17 protein-coding genes and 1 tRNA gene are annotated in these 19,249 nt (G+C 57.3%); 7 read left to right on the forward strand and 11 right to left on the reverse strand.

Annotated features, from left to right (window positions below):
- Window positions 1–262: 262 nt before the first annotated feature.
- From ACR0LF_RS09890 to ACR0LF_RS09900, 3 genes are all read right to left on the reverse strand, one after another.
- Window positions 263–601: a carboxymuconolactone decarboxylase family protein gene (locus tag ACR0LF_RS09890; protein ID WP_480578127.1), complete on the reverse strand. Its 339-nt coding sequence runs from the start codon at window positions 599–601 to the stop codon at window positions 263–265.
- A 70-nt stretch (window positions 602–671) separates the two neighbouring features.
- Window positions 672–1,325 (reverse strand): DUF938 domain-containing protein, encoded by a 654-nt coding sequence (locus tag ACR0LF_RS09895; RefSeq protein ID WP_480578130.1) that lies wholly within the window; start codon window positions 1,323–1,325, stop codon window positions 672–674.
- Window positions 1,322–2,395 (reverse strand): NAD(P)/FAD-dependent oxidoreductase, encoded by a 1,074-nt coding sequence (locus ACR0LF_RS09900; protein ID WP_480578133.1) that lies wholly within the window; start codon window positions 2,393–2,395, stop codon window positions 1,322–1,324. The genes ACR0LF_RS09895 and ACR0LF_RS09900 overlap by 4 nt, the downstream gene beginning before the upstream one ends.
- Window positions 2,396–2,556: 161 nt before the next feature.
- Between ACR0LF_RS09900 and ACR0LF_RS09905 the strand changes: the two genes are divergently transcribed.
- Complete coding sequence (locus ACR0LF_RS09905; RefSeq protein WP_480578136.1) at window positions 2,557–2,985, forward strand: hypothetical protein; 429 nt, start codon at window positions 2,557–2,559, stop codon at window positions 2,983–2,985.
- Window positions 2,982–4,214, forward strand: coding sequence for an HlyD family secretion protein (locus ACR0LF_RS09910; RefSeq protein WP_480578139.1), 1,233 nt, complete (start codon window positions 2,982–2,984; stop codon window positions 4,212–4,214). Before ACR0LF_RS09905 ends, ACR0LF_RS09910 begins: the two co-directional genes overlap by 4 nt.
- Before the next feature lie 60 nt (window positions 4,215–4,274).
- On the opposite strand, the gene ACR0LF_RS09915 is transcribed toward ACR0LF_RS09910, so the two are convergent.
- The 7 genes from ACR0LF_RS09915 to ACR0LF_RS09945 form a co-directional block, all read right to left on the reverse strand.
- On the reverse strand, window positions 4,275–5,420 hold the full coding sequence (locus ACR0LF_RS09915; RefSeq protein WP_480578142.1) for an iron-containing alcohol dehydrogenase: 1,146 nt from the start codon (window positions 5,418–5,420) through the stop codon (window positions 4,275–4,277).
- Window positions 5,421–5,486: 66 nt separating this feature from the next.
- On the reverse strand, window positions 5,487–6,869 hold the full coding sequence (locus ACR0LF_RS09920; RefSeq protein WP_480578144.1) for an aldehyde dehydrogenase family protein: 1,383 nt from the start codon (window positions 6,867–6,869) through the stop codon (window positions 5,487–5,489).
- Window positions 6,870–6,963: 94 nt separating this feature from the next.
- Window positions 6,964–8,325, reverse strand: a complete 1,362-nt coding sequence (locus ACR0LF_RS09925) for a glutamine synthetase family protein (RefSeq protein WP_480578147.1) — start codon at window positions 8,323–8,325, stop codon at window positions 6,964–6,966.
- A 59-nt stretch (window positions 8,326–8,384) separates the two neighbouring features.
- Window positions 8,385–9,422 carry a TRAP transporter substrate-binding protein gene (locus ACR0LF_RS09930; protein WP_480578151.1) on the reverse strand — a complete coding sequence of 346 codons (1,038 nt, stop codon included), beginning with the start codon at window positions 9,420–9,422 and terminating at the stop codon, window positions 8,385–8,387.
- Window positions 9,423–9,479: 57 nt separating this feature from the next.
- Entirely contained in the window at window positions 9,480–10,805 is a 1,326-nt protein-coding gene (locus ACR0LF_RS09935; protein WP_480578153.1) for a TRAP transporter large permease, read from the reverse strand.
- Window positions 10,805–11,326, reverse strand: a complete 522-nt coding sequence (locus tag ACR0LF_RS09940) for a TRAP transporter small permease subunit (protein ID WP_480578156.1) — start codon at window positions 11,324–11,326, stop codon at window positions 10,805–10,807. The genes ACR0LF_RS09935 and ACR0LF_RS09940 overlap by 1 nt, the downstream gene beginning before the upstream one ends.
- Window positions 11,327–11,342: 16 nt before the next feature.
- Window positions 11,343–12,128 (reverse strand): N-formylglutamate amidohydrolase, encoded by a 786-nt coding sequence (locus ACR0LF_RS09945; protein ID WP_480578159.1) that lies wholly within the window; start codon window positions 12,126–12,128, stop codon window positions 11,343–11,345.
- Between the two features lie 103 nt (window positions 12,129–12,231).
- Here ACR0LF_RS09945 and ACR0LF_RS09950 point away from each other — a divergent pair, with 103 nt between their 5' ends.
- The 5 genes from ACR0LF_RS09950 to ACR0LF_RS09970 all read left to right on the forward strand — a co-directional run bounded on the left by ACR0LF_RS09950 (window position 12,232) and on the right by ACR0LF_RS09970 (window position 18,218).
- Window positions 12,232–13,104 carry a MurR/RpiR family transcriptional regulator gene (locus tag ACR0LF_RS09950; RefSeq protein WP_480578162.1) on the forward strand — a complete coding sequence of 291 codons (873 nt, stop codon included), beginning with the start codon at window positions 12,232–12,234 and terminating at the stop codon, window positions 13,102–13,104.
- Between the two features lie 105 nt (window positions 13,105–13,209).
- Window positions 13,210–13,283: transfer RNA gene (locus tag ACR0LF_RS09955), tRNA-Gly, on the forward strand.
- Between the two features lie 129 nt (window positions 13,284–13,412).
- The gene (locus tag ACR0LF_RS09960; protein ID WP_480578164.1) at window positions 13,413–15,233 is read left to right on the forward strand and encodes an ABC transporter transmembrane domain-containing protein; all 1,821 of its coding nucleotides are present in this window, start codon (window positions 13,413–13,415) and stop codon (window positions 15,231–15,233) included.
- A 159-nt stretch (window positions 15,234–15,392) separates the two neighbouring features.
- Complete coding sequence (locus ACR0LF_RS09965) at window positions 15,393–17,282, forward strand: acyl-CoA synthetase (protein ID WP_480578167.1); 1,890 nt, start codon at window positions 15,393–15,395, stop codon at window positions 17,280–17,282.
- Between the two features lie 12 nt (window positions 17,283–17,294).
- Window positions 17,295–18,218 carry an alpha/beta hydrolase gene (locus ACR0LF_RS09970; protein WP_480578170.1) on the forward strand — a complete coding sequence of 308 codons (924 nt, stop codon included), beginning with the start codon at window positions 17,295–17,297 and terminating at the stop codon, window positions 18,216–18,218.
- A 135-nt stretch (window positions 18,219–18,353) separates the two neighbouring features.
- Here ACR0LF_RS09970 and ACR0LF_RS09975 read toward each other — a convergent pair whose 3' ends face one another.
- Window positions 18,354–19,190, reverse strand: a complete 837-nt coding sequence (locus tag ACR0LF_RS09975) for an alkaline phosphatase family protein (RefSeq protein WP_480578173.1) — start codon at window positions 19,188–19,190, stop codon at window positions 18,354–18,356.
- Between the last annotated feature and the right edge of the window lie 59 nt (window positions 19,191–19,249).

A 19,249-nucleotide genomic window follows, 5' to 3' on the forward strand; every position in this document is an offset into this window, starting at 1 on the left:
GGCGGTTCGAATGGAATGCGCCGCCTGCGGCGGCCCATGCCTCCGGCGGAGGTATTTTCAAACAGAAGAAGCGGGGGCTGGTGACAAATCCAGCCCCCTTGCTTTTGGCAAGGGGGCCTTCTCCTGTTGCGGTCATCGGCGCCTCCGCCTGTACCGCAAAGCTATTTTTGCCGTTCAGAGTTAACGATCCGTTACTTCTTCTGTTGAAAAATACCTCCGCCGGAGGCCAGCCTGCCTCAGCAGGCTTTTTTGTATGCGTATGTTACAAGGTGCTGAGTTCGTCGAAACATTCCAACGCTTTGGCGGCGTACATCATGGCCGGGCCGCCGCCCATCTGAATGGCCATGGCCAATACGTCGGAAACCTCATCTCGCGTCGCGCCCGCTTTGATCAGCGCTTCGGTGTGCAGGGTGATACAGGGCTCGCATCGCTGAGAGACCGACATGCCCAATGCGATAAACTCTTTTGTCTTGTAGTCGAGTGTCCCGCCTTCCTTGACGGCTTTCCCGAGTGCTCCGAATGCACGCGTCGTTTCGGGAATGGTGTTGTTGAGATGTCGCAAACTCTTTCGCGTTTCCGAGAGCTTTTCTTGCCAAGCCATTTACTTATACCCTTTCATATTTCGTAAAATGAATATGAATTGGGGGGGTGCAGTTCGACTTTGATCTCGATCAGGCGACAGAGCGTTCGGCAATAAAGGCCAGATTGTTGGCGGGCATTTCAACCGTTTCCAACGTGTACAGACCGACGTCTTTTAGAAGGCCTAGAATAACCTCGTCGTTTTTGTAACCGATGTCCGGATCTTGTTGGGTCAGAGCCTCGTGAAACCGTTTGTCCCCATCACTGGTAAGCTGACCCGCGCGCTTGAATGGGCCGTATAAAACAAATCTACCGTTCGGAGACAGAGACTGAGCGACTTCCGAGACGATGGTCTTGGTTTCCTGCCAACTGATCAAGTGAAGCAGATTGATCAGAATGATCAGGTTCTGCCCTGGAAACTGCCTGTGCCAGCCCGAGAGTGTTGCATCCAACTTTTCGGCGCGCGCGACATTTGGCAAGTTGCGGGTATACGCGTCGATGCTCAATCGCCGGTCAGAGTCAATTTCGGTCGGGTGCCAGTTGAGACCGGGCAGCGATTCCGCAAAGGCACTGACATGCTGACCGGTCCCGCTTGCGATCTCCAAAGCTTGCCCCCGGGGCGGCGCCCAGTCCTGCAACAACGCGCAAAGGGCATCCGCGTTTCGAGTAGCGGCCGGGGCTATCAATTTGCCGTTGTCATGCGTGTGCGCGACGCTTGCCGACGAAGGGAGCTTGCGTTTGATCATCTCTTCAGCCTGTCAGGGGTCAGCAAGTTAACAACGTCAGGTTCCAGTTCCGGAGTGTTTCCGACAACCAGATCACACAACAGCTGCGACGCCGCGGGTGAGGTTGTGAAACCATATCCGCCCTGACCTGCGGACCAGATAAACGAAGGGTCCAGCGGGTCCGGGCCAAGCACCAGCGTCCCGTCAGGAGAGAAACTGCGCAAACCAGCCCAAGTCGATTCAACCCGTGTTACAGGTTCGGTCATCAGCGCCTCGTACCGGGCCAGACCCTCGGCAAGGACCATATCGTCGGCATAGGCATCGTGTGGCGTAACTGGTTCAGCCTCGGCAGGGGAGACCAGCAGTTTACCGGCATCCGGTTTAGCATACCATGCTTCACCCGCGCCCAGCATCATGGGCCAGACGGAAACATCATGTCCACCGGGGGCGGGAAGGCGTGCCATAGACCGGCGGCGCGGAGTGATACCGATACCGGGCAGCCCAGCAAGCCCAGCAACCTCGTCCACCCAGGCCCCGGCTGCGTTGACCAGAGTGCGGGCTTCAAAGACCTCACCGGCCTCAACCACCCAATTCCCGTCTTTGCGAATGCTGGTGACTTTGCTTTTTGTCGAAACCGTCCCTCCGTTTCGACGGATTGTCTTGGCGAAATCCTGTAGCAAACGATCGGTATCGATGTCGTAAGCCTCTCTACTAATGGCGGCAAACCCGGCCTTGTCCGGGTTCAGAATCGGAACGATCGAGATGGCCTGATCCATCGGTATCGGGGCCATGTTCAGATCGGCGCAATCGGTTTTGAAAATGTCGGCCTGATCCAGCGCGCCGACCAGCATCAATCCGCGCGGCGTCAGATGGCCACCATTCTTCGTGCGCAGGAAATCGGCCCCGGCCTTGTTCAACTCCACGACCGATGGCGGCCCGTAGTTTTCCTCAAACAGCGCCGCTGACCGACCCGATGCGTGATATCCCAAGGCGTCTTCGGCCTCCAGAACCGTGACGGTTCCGTGCTGCGACAGGCGCGCACCCGCGCTGAGCCCGGCAATGCCGCCGCCAATGATAAGAAAATCAATCATGACTTGCGATATCTACGGGATGGAAGTGCCATAATGTTCTTGGAATGCATGTCGGCTTCAAAGCCCTTCTTTCGTTTTGCCGCAATGTTTCCAGACTATAACCAGCCTTGAATTTATGCTTCAACCCGGTCAAAGAAGTATAAGATAAACAGGAGGGTAAGGTGACTGCAGCAGACCTTCATCCAATGGCCACAGGGCATATTCCCCGATACGTTGTCGCAGCTGACGGAAGCGATTACCTTTTTTCAGCCATGGTCGTCTTTTTCGTTGTTCTTGTGGTGCTGATTGGCGTTGGTTACCTGACGCTTCATTCAGTTCCAGAAAAGATGGCTCACGAAAACAATCATCCGCAGTTTCAGTTGGTGGGTATTCTGGCGCTGTTGGCGCTTTTTACACATAACGGTCTTTTCTGGATTGCTGCCATTCTGGTCGCCGGTTTCCAATTTCCGGATTTCGCCACGCCGCTCAGAAACATTGCCGATGCCATTCGTTCTCTTGGTCAGTCACCTGTTCCGGACCCGGTGCCTGAAGCACCTGCACCGACTGCGCCCGTTTCCGAGGCCACCGAAACGCAGGAGCAGAACACATGATCGAGACATTGCTCTGCGCCCTGATTACGGTGTTGCCCGATTATCTGTTCCGCCGGTTCGTTCAGGGCAAGCGCATCGGTCACGAGATCACCTTGTTCACCATGTGGTACGAACTGCGTTGGGGTTTGACTACCTGTGCCATTCTGGCTCTGACCGTGATCACGACGCTGTTCTATTTCCATCCGGCCAGTAAAACCGCAGCGTCCTATTTCCGGACGGTAACCATTCTGCCGCAACTAGGCGGCCGGGTTTCGGAAGTCTTTGTAAAGAACAACGAGTTGGTCACTGCAGGTCAGCCGATTTTCCGGCTCGAAGATTTCACCCAGACCGCGCAGGTTCAGGCGGCTAATGCACAGATTGCACAGGTTCAGGCCTCGCTGAAGGTCGCGGAAACCGATCTGGCCGAGGCTGAGGCTGGTATTGCCGGAGCCAAGGCGGCCCTTGCGCAATCTCTTGAGGATCTGGAACGCAACACCACCCTGCGTGATGAAGGTTCGAGCGCGGTTAGACTGGCCGAGATCGAGAGGCTTGAGAACCTTGTCGCCGAGCGCGAGGCACAGGTTGTTGCCGCGGAATCCAAACGTGCAGCCGTTGAGCAGCAGATCCAAGAGCTGATCCCTGCGCAGCTGGCCAGCGCCATTGCGCAACTGGACGCCGCGCAGACCGAGTTGGACAAAACGGTGGTCAGCGCCGGTGTGACCGGGCGGGTCGAACAGTTCGGCCTGCAGGTCGGTGATTACGTGAGCCCGCTCTTGCGTCCCGCTGGCATTCTTGTGCCATCGCATACCGGGCATGATCGTTTCCAGGCCGCGTTCAACCAACTGTCGGCCCAAGTGATCAAGCCGGGGATGATCGGTGAGTTGGGCTGCATGACCAAGCCGTTCACCGTGATTCCAACGGTCGTAGTCGAAGTGCAGGATGTTATCCCCTCTGGCCAAATTCGCCCATCGGATGAGTTGCGGGATGTGCAGAACAACACCAATCCCGGCTCGATCCTGGTCTATATGGAGCCGCTGTATAAGGGCATGGGCGATGACATTCCTCCGGGCAGCAATTGTCTGGCCAATGTCTACACCGACAACCATGAGCGGCTGGAACACGAAGATCTGGGCTTTTGGGAGGCTGCGTTCCTGCATGTGGTCGACACAATCGGCGTTGTCCACGCAGCCGGTCTGCGTTTGCGCCTGATCCTGATGCCGGTCAATACACTTGTGCTGACCGGGCACTGATCCGATACCGTAGGAACAAGTCAAAAGGGGCCCGGCAGGATGTCTGCCGGGCCCTAAGTTTTACAGGGCAGCTTTGAACAGCTGCGTCAGGTTCTCTTTCGTCAACTCAATCGGGTTTCCACCGCATGAAGGATCAATGATCGCACCTTCAACCAGTTTGGGAATCGACGCTTCGGTCACGTCCAGATTGGACAGTTTGGAGGGGATGCCGAGGCTGTCGTTGAAGTCCTGCACAAAAGCGCGGAACCCGTCAAAGCCGCCATCGATGCCCAGATAGTCCGCCGCCTGTTGAAAACGGTCGGCAATGGCGGGCGCGTTGAATTCCAGCACCGTGGGCATGCAGACGGCATTGGTGGTGCCGTGATGGGTGTTGAAATGGGCGCCTATTGGATGGCTCATGGCGTGGATCGCGCCGAGACCTTTTTGAAAGGCGGTTGCCCCCATGGCGGCCGCGCTCATCATCTGGGCGCGGGCTTCGATATCACTGCCATCCGCGTAAGCCCGTGGAAGGTACTCTTTGACCAACCGCATACCTTCCAGAGCGATGCCCTGACTCATCGGATGATAGTGCGGGCTGGAATAGGCCTCGACACAATGCGCGAAGGCATCCAGGCCGGTGCCCGCCGTAATGAATTTGGGCATCCCAACCGTCAGTTCCGGGTCGCAGATCACGACGGTCGGCAGCACTTTGGGATGGAAGATGATCTTCTTGGCATGGGTTTCGGAATTGGTGATGACACTGGCACGCCCCACCTCGGACCCTGTACCGGCGGTCGTCGGCACGGCGATGATTGGCGCGATGGCATCGGCGTCGGCACGTGTCCACCAGTCTCCAATGTCCTCAAAATCCCAGACCGGACGCGTCTGGCCTGCCATGAAAGCCACCATCTTGCCCAGATCCAACCCCGAGCCCCCGCCAAAGGCAATTACCCCGTCATGGCCGCCCGCATTGTAGGCCGCGACCCCAGCATCGAGGTTCTTTTCATTCGGGTTCGGGTCCACATCACCGAACAAACCGCGACCCAATCCGGCAGCCTCCAAGATATCCAGCGTCGCCGTGGTGATCGGCAGATCCGCCAGCCCTTTATCTGTAACCAACAGGGGTTTTTTCATCCCGGCGGCGGCACAGGCTTCGGGCAGTTCCTTGATACGCCCGGCCCCGAATTTGATGGCGGTCGGATAAGACCAGTTTCCAACAAGTGACATTTACGGTTTCCTTTGTATTTGAGGTCTGCTCGGGGGAGGGGGTCAAACCCGAGCAGACCGTCGTCCTTAGCCCGTGACCTTTTTCAGGTGATAGGATTTGGGACGGGTTAGGTTGTGATATCCAATGACCGAAAGGCCGCCACCGCGCCCGGTGTTCTTGCAGCCGGTCCAGCACAGGCCGGGGTCAAGATAGTCGGCCCGGTTCATGAACACGGTACCGGTTTCAATCCGGTCGCCTACCTGCGCGGCGCGATCTACGTCGCGGGTCCACAGGCTGGCGGTCAGACCGAACTCGCTGTCATTCATCAGCGCGATGGCTTCTTCGTCCGAGGACACTTTCATGATGCCTACAACGGGGCCAAAGCTTTCATCCCGCATCACGCGCATGTCGTGCGTGACATTTGTCAGAATCTGTGGGGTCAGATAGGCGCCACCGTCGTCCTCGGCGAAAGCCTCGATATGGGCGACCGCACCGGCCTCAACCGCCTCGGCGATCTGCGCCCGCACCTCATCGGCGAAACGCACATTGGCCATCGGGCCAATCGTCGTCTCGGCATCCAGAGGATTGCCCAGCTTGTAACCCTTCACGATCTCCACCGCTTTGGCGACGAAGTCATCATAGAGGGCTTCGTGGACGTAAATCCGCTCGATCCCGCAACAGCATTGACCCGAATTGAACATAGCCCCGTCGATCAGAGTATCCACGGCAGCATCCAGATCGGCATCCTCCATGATATAGCCCGGATCCTTGCCGCCCAGTTCGGTACCGACGCCGGTAAAGGTTCCGGCCGCTGCACGCTCCATCGCCTGACCACCACCGACCGAGCCGGTAAAGTTCACGAAATCAAACGCGTTGCCCGCGATCAGATCGTTGGTCACGTCGTGACTCAGTAAGACATTCTGGAACACATCTTCAGGCACACCCGCCGCGTGGAAGGCCCGTGCCATACGTTCACCCACCAGCAAGGTCTGCGTGGCGTGTTTCAGGATCACGGTGTTGCCCGCAATCAGTGCCGGTGCGACCGTGTTGATCGCCGTCATGTAGGGATAATTCCAGGGCGCCACTACAAACACCACCCCATGCGGAACGCGTTTGATATAGCGCTTGAACGTCTCATCCTCGCCTACGGCAATATCGGCCAGGGACGCTTCGGCGATTTCCGCCATATGGCTGGCGCGTTCATTGAAACCGCCAAACTCACCGCCAAAACGTACCGGGCGGCCCATCATATGCGCCAGTTCCGGCACGATCTCATCATTCATCGCGCCGACGGCGGCGACGCCTGCCATGACAAGGTCAATACGGTCCTGCAGCGACCGCGCCGCCCAACCTGCCTGCGCCGCTCTTGCCCGCGCGGTGACCTCAAAGGCCGCGTCCCGCGATAACACCTCACGTTCGGCATAAACCGATCCATCAATCGGCGAGACACATTGCAACATCTGTCCCATCTTCACTCCATTCCCGAAAGAAACAGGATCCCTGCTTCATCTGGCCAAAAATATCCCGGGGGTCTGGGGGCAGAGCCCCCAGCCTGGCCCAAACTCAAGCCCGTTCAAACCCGCGGGCTACTTCCCAATCCGTCACCACACGTTCGAACTCTTCAATCTCAACCTCTGCCGCGCGGACGTAGTGGTCCACTACTTCGTCTCCCATGGCCGCCCGCAGCATGGTCGAACCATGCAACGCATCCCGCGCCGCGCGCAGATTGCCCGGGATCATGCCGGTGTCGCCCTGATAGACATCACCCTTGGTCGGAGGCTGCAACTCCAACCCTTCCTCGATACCCGCGATCCCGGCGGCCAGCATCCCGGCCATGGCCAGATAGGGGTTCATATCCGACCCCGGAATACGGCATTCCACCCGCACCGCCTTGGTGCCATCGCCGCACAGGCGGAACCCGGCCGTGCGGTTATCCACCGACCAGATGATCCGCGTCGGCGCAAACGTCCCTTTCATGAACCTCTTGTAGCTGTTGACGTAAGGAGCCATGAAACAGGTGTAATCCGGCGCATATTTCAGCAGACCGGCCATATAGCTTTTCATCAGCGCTGACATGCCCAACGCGTCCGCCTCATCATAAAATGCCGGTTTGCCATCGGCCCAGAGCGACTGATGCACATGGGACGAACTCCCCACTTTGTCGTGATGCCATTTCGGCAGAAACGTCGCCGCATGACCATGCTGCCAGGCAATTTCCTTAACCGCGTTCTTGGCGATCGAATGATACTCGGCCGTCTCCATCGCGGGTGCATATTTGATGTTCAGTTCTTCCTGCCCGGTTTCGGCCTCGCCCTTTGAATTCTCCACCGGTATCCCGGCATTCCACAGATGGTTGCGGATCGGGCGCATCACATGCTCTTCCTTGGTGGTCTGAAGAATGTGATAGTCTTCGTTGTAACCCGAGATCGGTTCCAGATCGCGGAAGCCCTCCTTGCGGATCTGGTCAAAGCTTTTCTCGAACAGGAAAAACTCCAGTTCCGTCGCGGTCATCGCGTCAAAGCCCATGGCTTTCAATCGGTTGACCTGCTTTTTCAGAAGCGAGCGCGGTGCTTGTGGCACCTCTTCATGCGTGTGGTGATCCAGCAGGTCGCACATCACCATCACCGTGCCTTCAAGCCAGGGAACCGGGCGCAGGGTGCTGAGGTCGGGTTTCATGACATAGTCGCCATAGCCGCGTTCCCAACTGGTCGAGGCATAGCCGTCCGGTGTGCCCATCTCCAGATCGGTGGCCAGCAGGTAGTTGCAGCAATGCGTCTCTTCCCACGCGCTTGCAACGAAATGACCCGCGTGAAAGCGTTTGCCCATCAAGCGGCCCTGCATGTCCACAAGGCAAACAAGAACAGTGTCAATCTCGCCGTTGGCCACACGGGATGTCAGGGTTTCAAAAGTCAAAATAGCGGTCATGGAACAAGCCTCGTGCATTTAATGGGGGGCACCAGATCGCAGCGCCCCCAATTTTGATGTCAGTCGAAAGTGTAGGGGGCACCGGCCTGGTTGATGACCGAGTTATACTCCCGGAATATGCCAACAATCTTTTGGTGAATTTCACCTTCCTGGGCGACCTCGTCCCAGAATTCGATAGCTGCGTTTTCGACTTCTTTCCATTCTGCGGCCGGAACCTGACGCAGTTGCAGCTTGTCGCCATTCGCGCGCAAGGCCGCTTCGCCACCCCAGTACCACTGGTTGCGATAGGTGTGGCCTGCTTCGATACCCGCCATAACCACTGATTTCAGATGATCCGGCAGCTCGGCCCAGCGTTCCTGGTTTGCAAACCACGAACCGATCCAGGCGCCCGAGATGTTGTTGGTCAGAAAATAATCGGTCACGTCGGCCCAACCTACGGTGTAGTCTTCGGTAATGCCCGACCAGGCCATGCCATCCAGTTCGCCGGTTTGCACCGCGACTTCGGCATCTTCGTAGGGGATGTTCACCGGTACGACGCCGAATTTAGCCAAAAATCGCCCGGCTGTCGGGAATGTATACAGTTTCAGGCCGTCCAGATCGCCAAGCGTCTTGATTTCTTTCTTGGTGTTGAAGTTGCACGGGTCTTGACCGGCAGCAGACAACCACGCCACGCCGACTTTTTCATATTCCGAACGCCAGATATCGGCCAGACCATACTGATTGAACAGCACCGGCACGTCCAGAATATGCTTGGTCGCGAATGGGAAGTAACCGCCGAACTGGCGCAACGGTGTCGGAGACGCCATGGAATCGTCATCGGAATGCACGCCGTCAATCGTGCCGCGTTGCAGGGCCTGGAACAGCTCACCTGTCGGGACGATCTGGTCGGCGTAGAACAGCTCGATCTCAAGCTCGCCATTGGCATTCGCGTTGATGTAGTCGATGGCGGGCTTGGTCACGTGCTCTCCCAACGCGCCGCCGGCATAGGTCTGGAAACGCCATTTGATGGCTGATTGTGCTTTGACAATTGCCGGGCTCGCTAATGTGGCTGCACCCGCCAGACCGGCTGAACTTAAAAATCTGCGTCTTGTTGTCATTGTCTTTCTCCTCTGTTTAATTCTGCAGAATTTCGCCCCTTTCCGGGGTCTTGTGACTTATTTTCCGTAAACATAATTGGGCAGCCAAAGCGCGATTTCGGGGAAGATTATGATTATGGCCAAGGCGCAGACCATCACCAGAACAAAGGGAATGATGGAGCTGTAGATATCGCGCAGCGAAATTTCCGGTGGGGCCATCGCACGCATCAAAAAGAGGTTATAGCCGAACGGCGGCGTCATATACGCGATCTGCGTTGTGATGGTGTAAAGTACGCCATACCAGATCAGATCAAAGCCCAGTGCGCCTACCAGCGGAACGTATAGAGGGGCGACAATGACCAGCATGGCTGTGTCATCAAGAAACGTACCCATCAGGATAAAGCTGAGTTGCATCAGGACCAGTATCATCCAGGGGGAAAGGCCCAGTTTCTCGGTGAAAAGGCTTTCAATTGCCTTCACCGCACCCAGCCCGTCGAAAACCGCGCCAAATGCCAAAGCCGCCAGAATGATCCACATGAACATGCAGGAAATGCCCAGCGTGTGCCGAACGGAGTTTTCAAAAACCCTGCGTGTCAGCCGGCCTTTCAGTGCCGCCGCCACCATCGCCGTGATGGCCCCGATGGCGGAGGATTCCACCAGCGAGGTCCAGCCGTTCACAAACGGCACCATCATCACCGCGAAAATCCCCAGAGGTAACAATCCGGACTGCAACAGGCGCAGCTTTTCCAGAAACGGAATGTCGCGCTCTTCTGCCGGTAGAACCGGGCCGAGCGACGGTGTGATGCGGCAACGGATGACGATATAGATGATGAACATGGCTGCCATCATCAGGCCCGGAATCACGCCAGCGAGCCACAACTGTCCAACCGGTTGCCGCGCGATCATCGCGTACAGAACCAAAACCACGGATGGCGGCACAAGAATTCCCAAGGATGATCCGGCCTGTATGACACCCGTCACCATACGTTTATCATAGTTACGACGCAGCAGTTCCGGTAACGCAATGGTCGCGCCAATCGCCATTCCGGCAACAGACAGCCCGTTCATCGCCGAGATCAGCACCATCAACCCGATGGTGCCAACAGCCAACCCGCCGGACAGGCCACCCATCCAGACATGGAACATCCTGTACAGATCATCGGCGATCCGACTTTCAGACAAGATGTACCCCATGAAGATGAACATCGGCAGCGTCAGCAGCGGATACCATTTCATGACCTTGATTGCGGCTGCAAACCCAAGGTCATAGCCGCCCCGGTCTCCCCATAGGAACAAGGCCGAGACGACGGCGACAAAGCCGATAGCACCGAAAACGCGCTGCCCGGTCAGCATCATCAGCATCATTGATGCGAACATCAGCAAGGCAATCATCTCGTGAGACATCAGATTACCTCTCGCGGGATATCGTCGCCACGCAGACGCAGAATGTCTTTGAACAATTCAGAAACGGCTTGCAGCAGCATCAGGAAGATGCCGACAACCATGATCATCTTGACCGGCCACAGATAAGGCCTCCAAATCGTCGCGCTGCGCTCGCCACCATATTGGAACGAGTACATCAGACTGTCCCAACCACCCCACAACAGAATGATGAGATAGACGATCAGGAAAAGGACGGTGAACGCGTCAGTCCAGGCCTTGCGGCGATGAGACCATTCGCCATACAGCAGGTCCATACGCACATTCGATCCCATCTGGATCGAATAGGGGCCACCAAGCATGTAATAGGCCACCATCGCGAACTGGGCCATCTCCAGCGTCCAGAGCGAGGGCAGGAAGAAGGTTTTCGATATCGAGGACCAGAGCAGGATGCCCATCATGACGAATATGCCGTACATGATCACGCGCCCGACCCAGCGGTTCGTGCGGTCGATGACCGCCACATATCCCCGCAAAAACTTCATCTCGATACCTCTGCTTTCATGATTTCGCCTCTGCGTGCGAAAACGCAGTAATGACCGATTGCAGGATTGGCGTCAGCAGCCCCGCCATACGGTTCACGCCTGTTGGTGTGTCGATCAAGTCGTTCCGCACCTCGATCATGATATTCGGAAGACTTCGACTGATCGCATGTTCTCGCAACGTATGCGTGACGCCATCCGTGGCTGAGTAGGGCTCGTTCAGTTCCACGTGTAATCCCGCCCCTTCCGAACGCTGCAGCATAAGATGGGCTGCGCGGTCATCCTGGTCGTGAAGAATTCCCAGCTCCACAGCGCGGGGCTCTCCCTTGTAGACAGGCGTGAAGCTGTGGATCGTGATGACGACCGGCGGTTCGGGTCGTGCGTCCAGAGTGGCTGAGACAAGCTGTTTGAACGGCTCATAGATATCTTGAACCCGCTGGGCGCGTTCGGCATCGGTCAGGTTTTCGTTTCCGGGAATGGAAAACACTTCGCTGACCTGCGGCATGGAATCTTCGCGTTCTGGGGGACGGTTACAGTCATAGACCAGCCGGCTGACGCGCGAGTAGACCAGCGGCGCGTCCAATGCGCCCATCAGTTCCACTGAAAGCTCCAGCGCGCCGATGTCCCAAGCTGCATGAGAGGATGCAGCAGCCTCATCCATTCCCAATCCGTCAAGAGACGCCGGAATAAACCGGCTTGCATGTTCGCATATCAGCATAGCCGGCGCGCGGCCATGTGCATTCAGCACACGGGCTGCGGGGGCTTCGGTCGGCTGAAGCAAAGATGACTCGGTCTCGAGAGGCATAGGTAGCATTTGTTACAGTAGTTTCTCACCTGTCAAGAAAATTACTGTAGACAAAATTACAGACGATCATATCCTGTAACAAAATTAAGAAACGAGAATGCCGATGGCCACCGTTGCCAAACTTGTCAAACAACGGATTCAGGATGAACTGGACGATCTGACCCGGTCAGAGCGCCAGTTGGCCTCTGTCCTGTTGCAGGACTATCCGATGGCGGGTTTGCAATCGATCACCAAGCTGGCGGCTGCGGCGCAGGTGTCGACGCCAACCGTTATTCGCATGGCGCGCAAGCTTGGGTTCGACGGCTTCCCCGACCTGCAGGATGCGCTGCGTGAAGAGGTGGCGGCGCAGATCAAAAAGCCGATCTCGAAACGGGATGCCTGGGTTGTTGATGATGACGCTGAACATGCAACAACCCGCTTTGCGCAGGCCGTATGGACGAACATGCGCCACACGTTGGAGCGATTAGACAACGAGATGTTCGACACCGTTGCCCAGCTTTTGGCCGATACGGATCGCCATCTTTATGTCGTCGGCGGTCGTATCACCCGGTCGAACGCGGATTACCTGTTCAATCACATGCAGATCATCCGGCCCAATGTGACGATGCTGGGCAACTCGGCGAATGTCTGGCCGCAATATTTGCTGGATATGGACGAGTCGTCTGTTCTGGTGATCTTCGACATCCGCCGATACGAGGCGCATCTGGAGAAATTGGCGCAGGTTGCCTCGAAACGTGGCGTGACGGTTGTTTTGTTCACGGATCAATGGGGGTCGCCCATTGGTAAGACCGCCAATTATACGTTCCACGCGCTGGTCGAGGCTCCGTCCAGCTGGGATTCGACCATCGCTTTGCAGTTGATATCGGAAACCTTGATTGCCGAAGTGCAAGAGGCGCGCTGGGAAGAAAGCAAGGAACGGATCGAGGAACTGGAGCAGTTTTTTTCTTCGACCCGGATATTCCGCAATCAGGATTAAACGGCCCGATCTGGTTAAGTCCAGTGGTGAGAAAATGGTGGTACAAAATTTGCCACTTCCTGCTTGACGCGCCCGGGTGCATGACGTACCCAACGCAGACCATTTGCGGGTATAGCTTAATGGTAAAGCCCCTGCCTTCCAAGCAGGCTATGTCGGTTCGATTCCGTCTACCCGCTCCAATCTCTTCCTGAAATTCTGCGTCAAATGGCCCTGTCAGGCTGCCGATCTCGGGTGTGGTGCTTGACCAATACTGCCGCTACAGCCAAGAAAGCGGTCACTTAGTACCGATCAGGACACAAGGGCCCGAGATGGCAAGACGACCCGCCAACAAACCAGCACATGCCGCAGCCCCCGGAGCCACCGAAGAGCGCGCCGGTTCCAAGAAAATTGGCGTACTGCGTTCACTCTGGCCATTCATGAAGCCGTATAAGGTTTTGATGATCGGGGCGACGCTGGCGTTGATTCTGACCGCAAGCATGACTTTGACGCTGCCATTGGCGGTCCGGCGTGTTGTCGACAACTTCCGCATTCAGGATGGCGAACTGCTGGATTGGTACTTTCTGGCGGCACTTGGCATTGCCGCCGTTCTGGCCGTGGGCACCGGTATTCGCTACGCGCTGGTCACCCGTCTGGGTGAGAGGGTGGTGGCCGATATCCGCAAGGCGGTGTTTGACCGTGTCATTGGCATGAGCCCGGAGTTTTACGAGCGCATCATGACCGGCGAAGTTCTGAGCCGGATCACCACGGACACGACGCTGATCCAATCGGTTCTTGGCTCGTCCGTGTCCATCGCGCTGCGCAACATGCTGATGTTTGTCGGCGGATTGGTTCTGATGCTGCTGACCTCGGCCAAGCTGACAGGTCTGGTTCTGTTGCTGATCCCGATTGTCGTGGTGCCGATTCTGGTTCTGGGGCGCCGCCTGCGCGTCATCAGCCGCGAGAATCAGGATTGGATCGCAGCGTCGTCCGGAAACGCGGGTGAAGCTTTGGGCGCCGTTCAGACCGTACAGGCCTTTACCCATGAACAGGAAAGCCGCAAGCAATTCGGAGAGATGACCGAAACCTCATATGTGGTCTCGCTGCGCCGTATTCAGACCCGCGCGGTGCTGACGGTCATCGTGATCTTTCTGGTGTTCTCCGGCATCGTTGGGGTCCTGTGGATGGGCGCAAACGATGTTCGCAACGGAGTGATGACCGAAGGTGTTCTCATTCAGTTCGTGATCTATTCGATCATCATGGCAGGGTCGGTTGCAGCCCTGTCCGAGATCTGGAGCGAACTGCAGCGCGCAGCCGGGGCCACCGAACGTCTGGTCGAATTGCTGAACGCCGAAGACACGGTGATCGACCCGGCCAAACCCACGACGCTGCCCAAGGACATTCGCGGCGAAATCAGGTTTGAGGATGTCAGCTTCCGCTATCCAGCGCGCCCCGATGCGGTTGCGCTGGATCACCTGTCGCTTCACGTAAATCCCGGTGAGACGGTTGCCTTCGTCGGACCGTCAGGTGCGGGCAAGACGACCATCATTCAATTGATCCAAAGGTTCTATGACCCCAAGTCGGGTCGGGTCACGCTGGATGGTCATGACCTGCGGGAACTGGATCGGTCGGATTTCCGTATGTACATGTCTTTGGTGCCTCAGGACCCGGTGATCTTTGCCGCCTCGGCCCGGGAAAACATCCGCTTTGGTCGTCTGGATGCAACTGACGCCGAAGTCGAAGCAGCCGCCCGCGCCGCTGCTGCGCATGATTTCATTGCTGCGCTGCCCGAGGGATATGACAGCTTCGTCGGCGAACGTGGTGTCATGCTGTCCGGTGGACAGAAGCAACGTATCGCCATCGCTCGGGCCATCTTGCGTGACGCGCCGGTGCTGTTGCTGGACGAGGCGACCTCTGCCCTGGATGCGGAAAGCGAACGCGCGGTGCAAGGGGCGGTGGACCAGATGCGGGCCGGGCGCACGACCCTGATCGTCGCGCACAGGCTGGCCACCGTGAAGAAAGCCGATCGTATCGTTGTACTTGAAGAAGGGCGCATCGTGGCGCAAGGCAGCCATGATGATCTGGTGTCTCAGGATGGGCTTTACGCACGCCTTGCACGATTGCAGTTCACCGACGGTGTTGCCGCTGAATAAGTGTGACGCTCGGGCATTTGCGAATTCGCCGTAGCGTCATTCTACATTTTACCCCCTTTGAAGGCTAAGCCCTCGCTTGCGCGGGGATTGTTTTGCTTCCATCTTGGTTGCGAACAACAAGCCCGCGCAAAACGCGGGAGACTATACGGGAGGAACCACATGGCCTTTGTGGGATTGGAAGACAAAACGCGCATGGAACAGGAAATGCCGTGGGAGGATCGGGACCTGCCCGTCACCTTCCATCAGCTCTTGTCGCGCACCGCGGGGAAGTTCCCCAACCACAACGCCATGAGCTTCCAACTGTTCTCGGGTCCGAATGACAAGGCCGAGACCCTGACATGGTCGCAACTTCTGTCACAGGTCAATCAGGCTGCGAACCTGTTCCGCTCGCTTGGCGTTGGTGAAAACGACGTGGTCGCCTATGTGCTGCCCAATTGTAACGAAACACTGGTCACCATGATGGGCGGTGCGGTTGCGGGGATTGTGAACCCTATTAACCCTCTGCTTGAGCCGGAACAGATTGCGGCGATCCTGCGCGAGACCGAGGCCAAGGTTGTGGTGACTTTGAAATCCTTCCCGAAGACAGACGTCGCCCAGAAGGTTGAAGAGGCGGTGCGCCACGCGCCTAAGGTCAGCACCATTCTGGAAATTGATCTGAACCGCTATCTGACACCGCCCAAATCGTGGCTTGTGCCGTTGCTGCGCCCCAAGATGGGCGACAAGGCAAAGCTCGCCCATGCGGATTACAAGAACTTCCACACTGAACTGGCCAAGCAGCCTACGACGCTGACGTTTGAAGACAGCAAGGAAGACCGTGTCGCGTGCTATTTCCACACTGGCGGTACGACCGGTATGCCCAAGGTGGCGCAGCACAAATACTCGGGCCTGATCTACAATGGCTGGCTGGGCAACACGCTGCTGTTTGACGAAAACGACGTCATCATGTGCCCGCTGCCGATGTTCCACGTTTTTGCGGTGCATGTGATCGTGATGGCGGCTGTATCGTCCGGCGCACATGTGATCTTCCCCACGCCGCAGGGGTATCGCGGCGACGGTGTTTTCGACAATTTCTGGAAGCTGATCGAGCGCTGGAAAGTTTCGTTCATCATCACCGTTCCGACCGCCATCTCAGCCAAGATGCAGCGCCCGGTGGATGCGGATATCTCTTCCGTAAAAACGGCCTTCTCGGGCTCGGCCCCGTTGCCGGTGGAACTGTTCCGTCGTTTTGAAGAGGCAACCGGCGTCACAATTGTCGAAGGCTATGGCCTGACCGAGGCCACCTGCCTGGTCTCGTGCAACCCAGTGGACGGTGAAAAGAAGATCGGTTCAATCGGCATTCCGTTCCCCTATACGGACGTCAAAATCCTTCAGGACGGGCCGGATGGGCCAACCGAATGCGGTACGGACCAAATCGGTGAAATCTGCATTTCGAACCCGGGTGTCTATGCAGGCAACACCTATACCGAGGCCGACAAGAACGTGAACCTGTACCACTACGACAAATACCTGCGTACGGGCGATCTGGGACGGTTCGACGAAGATGGCTATCTGTGGATCACCGGTCGCGCCAAAGACCTGATCATTCGCGGCGGCCACAACATTGACCCGGCCGAGATCGAAGAGGCATTGCTGGGCCATGAAGCCGTCGCTTTTGCCGGGGCTATCGGTCAGCCGGACGCGCATTCCGGTGAAGTGCCCTGTGCCTTTGTCGAGCTGGTCGATGGCGCCTCGGTCACTGAGCAGGAATTGATGGAGTATTGCAAAGTTCACGTGCATGAACGCGCGGCGCAGCCCAAACACATGACCATTCTGGCCGAACTGCCGAAAACTGCGGTGGGCAAAGTCTTCAAGCCCGATCTGCGCAAGCAGGCCATCACCCGCATCTACAACGGTGCGCTTGAGGCGGCGGGTGTTGCAGCACGGGTCGTTTCGGTGATCGACGACAAAAAGCGCGGTCTTGTCGCGCAGCTTGACGCGAACGGTTCTTCGGATGACGATGTCTCGAAAGTGCTGGGGGCATATACCCGGCCGTGGGAGTGGTCTGAGTAAGCCGGAGGGAAAATGGACTATGAACGCCTGATCGACGAGGAAACCTGGGCGTTCATACGTCGCACGGCTGAAAGCTATCCTGATGACGCAGTAGACCTGTCCATCGAAGACCAGCGCCGGGTTTATGACACCCTGTGTCAGGACTTTCGCCAATCGCGCCCACCCGGCGTGGAAACCGAGGACCGGACGGCAGATGGCGTTCCGGTCCGTGTCTACTCTGCCGGACAACCGACCCGAACCGTCGTCTATTTCCATGGTGGCGGTTTTGTCGTTGGTGGTCTCGACAGCCATGATGACGTCTGCGCCGAATTTTGCGTCCAGACCGGGTATCGTGTGGTTGCCGTGGACTACCGGCTGTGCCCGGAACATGTGCATCCTGCGCAGTTCGATGATTGTTGGACGGCTGTGAACTGGGCAATGGGAGAATTTGGTGACCCGCTGATCCTGGCCGGTGACAGTGCCGGTGGCAATCTGGCTGCTGCTGTATCCCATCACGCGCGCGGACGTTTGGACGGCATCCTCGGGCAAGTGCTGATCTACCCGGGCCTCGGCGGGGACCGTACTCAGGGGTCCTATCTTGAACACGCCCAGGCTCCTTTGCTGACGCTGGACGAAATCAAGTTCTACGAAACCGTCCGATGCGCGGGCGATCAGCCCGAGGGTGATCCGACCTATGCGCCTTTGCAGGACAGTGACTTTTCGAACCTCCCCCCAACCGTGGTTGTGACTGCTGACTGTGACCCATTGCGGGATGACGGGCAGGTCTATTGTGGGCGGGTGATCGCAGCGGGCGGTCAAGCCCACTGGATCAACGAGCCCGGCCTCGTCCACGGCTATCTGCGTGCTCGGACTTCGGTGAAACGGGCTGCCGACAGTTTTGAACGGATATCAGTTGCAATCGAAGCGCTGGGGCAGGGGATCTGGGCCTATGACTAGCCGACCTGTTTGACGGCGGCATTCGACCTTCTGCGTCCCAAGTGAGCTTGCAGCTAAATGTCTGGTGAAGTTATCCTTGAGGCATGGGACCAACGCGGCAAAGGTGCCGCGTTCAAACCTGGCGTAATTGCGTTCTTACCTAAGGAATGGCTCGGCCTTCATTGTCTCTGCAATCGGGGCACCCATTTGGCTCAGGATCGTCGGAGCCAATTGCAACTGGTTGATGACAGTCTCTGCGTCAGGCCCTTCTGCATCGCCGAAGTAATACAGCGCTGTTTCCTGTTGTAACGGGCCACGACCACCGTGGTGGCCCCGCTCGTCCTGACCGTGATCGGCCGTGACGATCACGTCATATCCCAGCTGACGCCAGCGGGGAATAAATGGGGCCAGCATCTCGTCGGCGACAAAGCAGGCATGATCCATTTCTTCGCAATCATGGAAGAAACGGTGCCCCATGCTGTCCAAGGTGCAGGTGTGCAGGATGCCATAGTCCAACCCGAAGCGCAGGCACAGATTGGTGAGTGTCCCATACAGATCCACATCGGACGGCGTCATCTGATTGTCTTTGCCGTAGCCTGTCATGCTGTGGAAACGGCCATGGTTGATGGTCTGGCTCTCGGGTTCGTCATACTCGATGTCCCGGACGTAATCGAACGGGTGCCGGTTGAAGAACTGGGACCAGTAGCTGTGCGTGACGGCCCCGGTCACGCCGCCGGCCTCACGCACCTGACTGAAGACATCCTTATGGCTCAGCCGGAACACGTTGCCATTTCCGGTGCAGCCATGTTCTTGCGGCGTTACACCGGTGTGGATCGACGCATAGCAACTGGCCGATGTCGACGGCAGAACGGCGCGCAATTTCCAGACCCGCGCCTCGCCGCTGTCGACCCAACCTTCGAGATTGCCGAACAGTCGGCGAAAGTTGCGATAGGGGACGCCGTCCAGAATGATGAGGAGAAGCTTGCGGTCCATGTCGAGGCCCTTCCAGAGACTTTTCGTTCAGTCGACCCTAGGAGAATAGCAACCAGAAG

The sequence above is a fragment of the Ruegeria sp. E8 genome (assembly GCF_056533985.1).